2 protein-coding genes are annotated in these 6,588 nt (G+C 74.1%); one reads left to right on the top strand and one right to left on the bottom strand.

Annotated elements, in window-relative coordinates; translation table 11 throughout:
* A partial coding sequence (locus tag ACFU6K_RS27585; protein ID WP_380667428.1) for an acyltransferase domain-containing protein occupies window positions 1-4,242 on the bottom strand: 4,242 nt, incomplete at its 3' end.
* A 939-nt stretch (window positions 4,243-5,181) separates the two neighbouring features.
* Here ACFU6K_RS27585 and ACFU6K_RS27580 point away from each other — a divergent pair.
* Window positions 5,182-6,528, top strand: a complete 1,347-nt coding sequence (locus tag ACFU6K_RS27580) for an MFS transporter (RefSeq protein ID WP_380667426.1) — start codon at window positions 5,182-5,184, stop codon at window positions 6,526-6,528.
* The last annotated feature ends 60 nt before the right edge of the window (window positions 6,529-6,588 follow it).

Raw genomic sequence — 6,588 nt, 5'->3', positions numbered from 1 at the left:
GGCCTGCGCCGGCTGCGCCGCGACCGGAGCGGCGACGGCTACGGCGGTGGCCGGGGCCGCGACCGGGGCGGCGGTCGAGTCGGCCGGGGCGGGCTCGCGACGGGGCTCGGTGTCGATCCAGTAGCGCTCCTTCTGCCACTGGACGAGCGGGGTCTCCACCACCTCGACGTCGTCGTCGAACAGCGGGTCGAAGGTCAGCGGCAGGCCCCTGACGAACAGTTCGGCGGCGGCGCCCAGCAGGCAGCGGACGTCGCTCTCCCCGCGCCGCATCGAGTTGACCGCGTGCACCCGGACGCCCCGCGACAGCCCGGTCTCCTCGACCGCGCCGCGCAGCGTCTCGTGCGGGCCGATCTCGATGAAGGTGGAGACGCCCCGGTCGACGAGCGCGGCGGTCGTCTCGGCGAACCGGACCCGGTCGCGCAGGTTGCGCACCCAGTAGTCGGCGTCGGCGACCGGGTTCACCGCGCCGGCCAGGGCGGTGGAGTGGAAGTCGATGCCGGGCGCCAGCGGGGTGATGTCCTTGAGGCGCTCCCGCAGCGGGCCGGTCAGCGCGTCCATGCCGGGGCTGTGCATCGGCCGTTCGACCCGGAGCATCCTGGCCGGGATCCCGTCCCGGCCGAGCTCGCCCGCCAGGGCGTCGAGGGCCTCGCGCGGGCCGGAGACCACCGTGCTGGTGGGGCTGTTGACCGCCGCGACGGCCGCCTGCCCGGCGAAGCGGGCCAGCCGGGGCAGCAGCTCCGGCTCCGGCAGGTCGACCGAGAGCATCGCGCCCGCGGTGGCCTCGTGTTCGAGCAGCTGCGAGCGGGCGACCACGACCCGGGCGGCGTCCTCCAGCGACAGCGCGCCGGCCACGCAGGCGGCCGCGACCTCGCCCAGGCTGTGCCCGACCACGGCGGCCGGCTCGACGCCGAGCCCGAGCCAGACCTTCGCCAGCGAGACCTGGAGGGCGAACAGCACCGGCTGCTGGACGTCCAGCTCCTCGTACCGGGCCTGCTCGGCCGGGGCGGTGAGCCGGTCGAGCACCGAGCCGCCGCCGGCCGCGCGCACGGCGTCGTCGCAGGCCTGCATCCAGGTCCGGAAGCCGGCGTGCGAGCGCAGCAGTTCGCGGCCCATGCCGGCCCAGTGGGTGCCGGTGCCGGAGAACACCAGCGCCACCCGCCGGTCGGCGGTGCCGGAGACCGTGCCGGTGACGACGTCGGGGTGCGGCCGGCCGTCGGCGATCCGGGCGAGCCCGTCCAGGACGTCCTGGCGGTCGCGGGCGAGCAGCGCGATGCGGTGGCCGTGGTGGGTGCGCCGGGCGGCGAGGGTGTAGGCGAGGTCGGAGACCCGCAGGCCCGGGTCGCGCTCGACGTGGTTGGACAGCTCGCGGCAGGTGTCGGCCAGCGCGTCCGCGGTCCTGGCCGTGACCGGGACCAGGTGCACCCGCTCGGCCGCCGCGGCCTCGCCGCCGGCCGGCACGGCGTGCCGTCCGCGGTCGCCCGCGAGGAAGGGGTGGGCGGCGACGGGGAGTCCGGCCGTGTAGAGGGCGCCGAGCGAGCCGAGCAGGGTCGCGGCCTCGTCGGCGCCGCGCCGCAGCGAGGGCAGGGTGGTGACGGCCGGCAGGATCTCCGACACCGACTTGAGCAGCAGGGGGTGCGGGCTGAGCTCGACCACCGCGTCGACGTCGTGGTCGCGCAGCCTGGTCAGGGCGTCGACCACCCGGATCTCCCGGCGCAGGTTGTCCGCCCAGTAGTCCGGCCCGAGCTCCGCGCCGTCGACGAGTTCGCCGGTGACCGTCGAGATCATCGGGACGCGGGCGGTGCGCGGCCTGATGCCGTCGAGCTCGGCCTTCAGCGGGGCGAGGACGTGGTCGACCAGCGGCGAGTGCGGGGCGTGGCCCATCCGCACCCGGTGGTTGACGACGCCCGCGTCGGTCAGCCGCCGGACGAGGTCGTCGATCTCCTGCGGCGTGCCGGTGACCAGGGTGGAGCTCAGGCCGTTGTGGCCGGAGAGGGTGAGCCCGCCGGTCAGGTGCGGCCGGACCTCGTCCGCCGGGGTCATCACCACGATGCCCTCGCCGCGGCCGACGGCCAGCTGCTGGAGCAGCCGGCCGTGGTGGGCGGCCAGCCGGGAGGCGTCGTCGAAGTCGAGTGCGCCGGCGATGTGCGAGGCGGCGAACTCGCCGACGCTCTGCCCGACCACGACGTCCGGCTCCACGCCCAGCGAGCGCCAGGTCTCGGCCAGCGCGACCTGGAGGGAGAACAGCAGCGGCTGGAAGACGTCCATGTCGTCGAGGCGGCCGTCGGGGTCCATCAGCTGCGCCACGAGCGAGAAGCCCAGCAGCTCCCGCATCCGCTTGTCGGACCGCATCATGGAGCGGCGGAACACGGGCTGGCCGGCGAGCAGTTGGCGGCCCATGCCGACCCACTGCGAGCCGTTGCCGGAGAACAGGAACGCCACCCGCGGCCGACCGGCCCGCTCCCCGACCTCCCCGACGCTCAGCCCGGGGGCCGTGCCGCCGGCGGCGAAGGCGTCCAGGCCGCCGCGGAGTTCGGCCATGTCGCGGGCGGTGGCCGCGAGCCGGAACGGGCCGTCGCCGGGTGTGCGGCGGCAGAGCGCGCGCAGGTCGGTCCCGTCCCGCGACTCCAGGGCCGCCTCGGCCAGCGCCGCGGGGGAGTCCGCGGCCAGCAGGAGCAACGAGGCCTCGGGGCGCGGCAGTTCCTCGACGGCGATGTGGCAGATCGCGCCGCCGAACCCGAAGGAGCTGACGCCGCCCCGGCGGGCGTCGGAGCGGCGCGGCCACGGCGTCAGCTGGTCCTGGACGGTGAGGTTGTACGCGTCGAAGAGGATCTGCGGGTTGGGTGCGCTGTAGTGCAGGCTCGGCGGCAGGACGCCGTTGCGCAGCGACAGCGCGAGCTTGGCCAGGCCGACGATGCCGGCCGCCGCCTCCAGGTGCCCGACGTTGGACTTGACGGAGCCGATCCTCAGCGGCGCCGCGCGGTCGGCACCGCCCAGCACCGCGCCGACGGCGTTGGCCTCGATCGGGTCGCCGAGGGGCGTCGCGGTGCCGTGGCACTCGATGTAGTCCACGAGGTGCGGGGCGATGCCCGCCCGCTGGTAGGCGGTGCGGAGCATCTTCTCCTGCGCCTGCGGGTTGGGCGCCGTCATCCCGTTGCTGGGGCCGTCGTTGTTGGAGGAGCTGCCCTTGATGAGGCAGTACACCGGCAGGTCGCGCTCCAGCGCCACGCTCAGCGGGGCGAGCACGACGACGCCGGCGCCCTCGCCGCGGGTGGTGCCGTTGGCCCGGGCGTCGAAGGTCTTGCAGCGGCCGTCGGGGGAGATCGCGCCCAACTGGTCCATGGCGGTGTAGTAGTCGGGGACGAAGCTGAGGTTGACGCCGCCGGCCAGCACCAGGTCGCTCTCGCCCAGCTGGATCGACTGGCAGCCCACGTGCACCGAGACCAGCGATCCGGCGCAGGCGGCGTCGATCGCCATGCTCGGGCCCTGGAGGCCGAGGACGTAGGAGACGCGGTTGGCGATGATGCCGTCGTGGATGCCGGTCGCGGTGTGCGGGGTGATCTGGGCGTCGGGGCCGCGGTAGTGCGCCAGCGCGGCGTAGTCGTTCCAACAGGAGGCCATGAACACGCCGGTGTCGCTGCCCACGAGGCTGTGCGGCGCGATGCCCGCGTCCTCCAGCGCCTCCCAGCACAGCTCCAGGACCAGGCGCTGCTGCGGGTCCATCTGGACGGCTTCGCGGGGTGAGATGCCGAAGAACAGCGGGTCGAACCGGTCGATGCCGTCGATGAACCCGCCCCAGCGGACCCGGTCGCCCAGCAGCTCGCGGCGGGCGGCCGGCACCGGTCCGACGGCGTCGCCGCCCTCGACCAGCAGCCGCCAGAACGAGGACGGGTCCGGTCCGCCGGGGAAGCGGCAGCCGATGCCCACGATCGCGACCGGCTCGTGCGCGGGCTTGCGGCGCTCGGCGCCGGGGGCGGGCCCGGCGGCGCGCGGACCGTCGACGAGGGCGCGGGCCAGTCCGTCCAGGGTCGGGTACTGCCACATCCAGGTGGCCGGGACCTGCCAGCCGAGGTACTCGGACAGGGAGGCCGCCAGGTTCACCGACTTCAACGAGTCCAGCCCGTACCGGTGCATCGGCGCCCGGAGGTCCACCGAGGCCGCGGACACGTCCGACAGTTCGGCGAAGCGGGACAGCAGGAAATCCGTGACGTCGGTGATGTCTCGCGCTGCGCGCTCGTGGGGCATGGCGACTCCCTCAGCAGGGCGGATGGAATGGAGGACGGGGTTTCGCGGCCGGCCGGTCGGGGGGGACGCCGATTTCAGGGCAGCCGGAACCAGGGGGGCGGGGCACGGCGGGATCCGTCCGCCGCGCCGGGCTCCGCCGCGGAATCGGCGGGGCGGCGTGCGGACGGGGCCGGTGTTTCCGGAGTTCGCGCCCGGTGTGAACGGGAAGTCCGGTGAAGTGAACGGGAAATCCGGTGGAGCGAACGAGAAGTCGAGGGTGGGCGGCGTCCGGGCAGCGCCGGTCAGCCTGCCGGCACGGTAGTAGGTCTGTACATGACATGCAGGGGCGTGCGGTCGGGCAGCGCTGCTCCTCTCGTGGCAGGAGGAAGGACTCGGGGTGCCGACCGCGCGGCGCGGCAGGGCGGGGTGAGGGTCGGGTCTTCGGGGGTGTTCGAGTGGTCGCCGTCCAGCGGCTCACTGATCAGCGGCACACTGTGGAATTCTGGCCGACGCGTTCGGCTCCTGCCGGTCGGGCTGCCGGCCACTTCCGCTGCTGAGAATTCCGCAGCGCGGGTATGTTCATCCGCCCTCGGGGTGCGGAGAGGTGTGTCGACTACGCGTTCATCGATTCAAGGATCGCGTATTTCGACGGCCGGATGAAGCGCTGGCGGGATTTGATCGACAAAGTGTCCGATTCGATCTCCTCGGTGCGACAGGTGTACGAAGGTGTGGTGGGCGCCGAGGTCGGGTATAGGTCGACGGAAATCGGACGACCCCGGGGAGCTCCGACTCCCGGTATCATGCGCGCCGGGCGGGGTGGACAGCGGATGAGCGATCAATGCAAGCTGACCGCATGGCAGTTGAGAATCTTGATACGTCGTCAGCCGGTGCCGACAGCTCCTTAGCCGACTCTCTCCCGCGGCGCCGTGCGCTCGGCCGCGACCTCCCGGGCGGGCCCGCATGACCGCCACCGCGGTCGAGTCGGCCCGCCGGCCGGGACTGGCGCTCGGCGTGCTGGCCGGGGCGTTCGCCCTGGACGTGAGCGGTCTCGGCGTGCTCAACGCCGCCCTGCCGTCCGTCGGAGAGCGCTTCGACCTGGGGGAGACCACGCTCCAGTGGGTGATGACCGCCTACGCCGTCACCTTCGCCGGCTTCCTGCTGGTGGGCGGCCGGCTGGCCGACGTGCTCGGGCGGCGGCGGGTGTTCGAGGTCGGCGTCGCCCTGTTCACCGTGTCCGCGCTGGTCGGGGCGGTGGCCCCGAACACCGTGACGCTGCTGGGCGCGCGCGCCGTCCAGGGCATCGGCGCCGCCCTGTCGGGACCGGCCGCGCTGGGCCTGCTCACCGCGCTCTTCCCGGTCGGCCCGGCGCGCAACCGGGCGATCAGCGTGTACACGGCCGTCGGCGCCGTGAGCTTCAGCGGCGGGGTGCTGCTGGGTGGCGTCCTGACCCAGTTCTTCGGCTGGCGCTCGGTGCTCTGGTTCTCGGTGCTGATCGGGGTCGGCGTGCTGGCCGCGACCCGCGTCGGGCTGCCCGACGGCGCCGGTCACCGCGGCCGGCTGGACCTGCCCGGCGCGATCACCGGCACCCTCGGCCTCACCCTGCTCGTGGTCGGCGTGAGCAGCAGCGGCGCGACGGCGTGGACCGTGCTGGCCGCCGCGGCGGTCTTCCTGGTGCTGTTCGTCGTCCGGGAGCACCGCACCGCCGACCCGGTGCTCCCGCTCGGCCTCTTCCGGATCGCCTCGGTGCGGGACGCGAGCCTGTCGGCGTTCCTCCAGTACACGGGCTCGATCGGGATGCTGTTCTTCGCCCCGCTGTACCTCCAGGGGATGCTGCACTACTCGCCCTCCGAGTCCGGTCTGGCGCTGGTGCCGATGTCCCTGGCGGTGTTCCTCACCGCCAACTTCGTCACCGGCCGGCTGCTGGCCACGTACTCCCCGCGGACGCTGATGGCCGTCGGCCTGGTCCTGATCGGCGTCGGCACCGGGCTGTGGCTGGGCACGCCGCAGGACGGGAACTACGTGCTGCACGTGCTGCCCGGCCTGGTGGTCAGCGGCATCGGCCAGGGGCTGAACTTCCCCTCGATGACCACGGCCGGGCTCTCCGGCGTCCCGGAGCAGCAGCACGCCGTCGCCGGCGCGGTGAACGTCGTGATGCAGCAGATCGGCGCCAGCGCGGGCGTGGCGGTGATGGTCCTGGTCGCGGGGACCGGTTCGGACCAGCTCGGCGGCTACCACCTCGCCTACGTCGCCGCCGCCGTCGCCTGCGTGCTGGGCGCGGCCGTCATCGCCGTACGGCGGAAGGCCTGAGGACTCCCGCCCGGCCGACGGCCGGAGCGGCTCGCCGAGAGGCGGCCCCGGGGTGCGTGC

The sequence above is a fragment of the Kitasatospora sp. NPDC057512 genome (assembly GCF_042802135.1).
Classification (GTDB): Bacteria; Actinomycetota; Actinomycetes; order Streptomycetales; family Streptomycetaceae; genus Kitasatospora.
The sequence above is the reverse complement of the archived record's forward strand: the minus strand, read 5'-3'. Positions and strand labels throughout refer to the sequence as shown.

Excerpts from the sequence above, each read along its gene's own strand:
- ACFU6K_RS27580 (WP_380667426.1), top strand. The coding sequence starts at position 5,182 with ATGACCGCCACCGCGGTCGAGTCGGCCCGCCGGCCGGGACTGGCGCTC.